We start from the raw sequence: 333 nt of genomic DNA, 5'->3' as shown, positions 1-333 counted from the left end.
ACGGTGCGCACGAACGTGCCGTTCCGCTCGCTCATCGTCGCGACCTCGCTCGTGCCGCTCATCGTGCCCGGTCTGCTCTACACGATCGCCTGGGTGATGGTCGCGAGCCCCAACGTCGGCATCGCCAACCAGATCGGGAACGCCCTGACGGGCGGGCCCTGGTTCGACATCTTCTCCATGCCGGGGATGATCTGGGTCGAGGGCACCCACAACGTGCCGCTCGTCTACCTCTTCATGTTCGTCGCGTTCCGGGCGATGGACCCGTCGCTCGAGGAGTCGGCGCTCGTCAACGGCGCCACCCGGGCCACCATGCTCCGCCGCATCACCATCCCG

General features: G+C 67.6%; 1 pseudogene. It reads left to right on the top strand.

The window, feature by feature from the left end:
• A pseudogene (locus tag FJ658_RS16580) lies at positions 1–333 on the top strand (hypothetical protein); the annotation flags it as partial.

Source organism: Schumannella sp. 10F1B-5-1 (assembly GCF_006517535.1).
GTDB lineage: Bacteria > Actinomycetota > Actinomycetes > Actinomycetales > Microbacteriaceae > Schumannella.
This window is presented reverse-complemented; position numbering and strand designations above follow the sequence as displayed.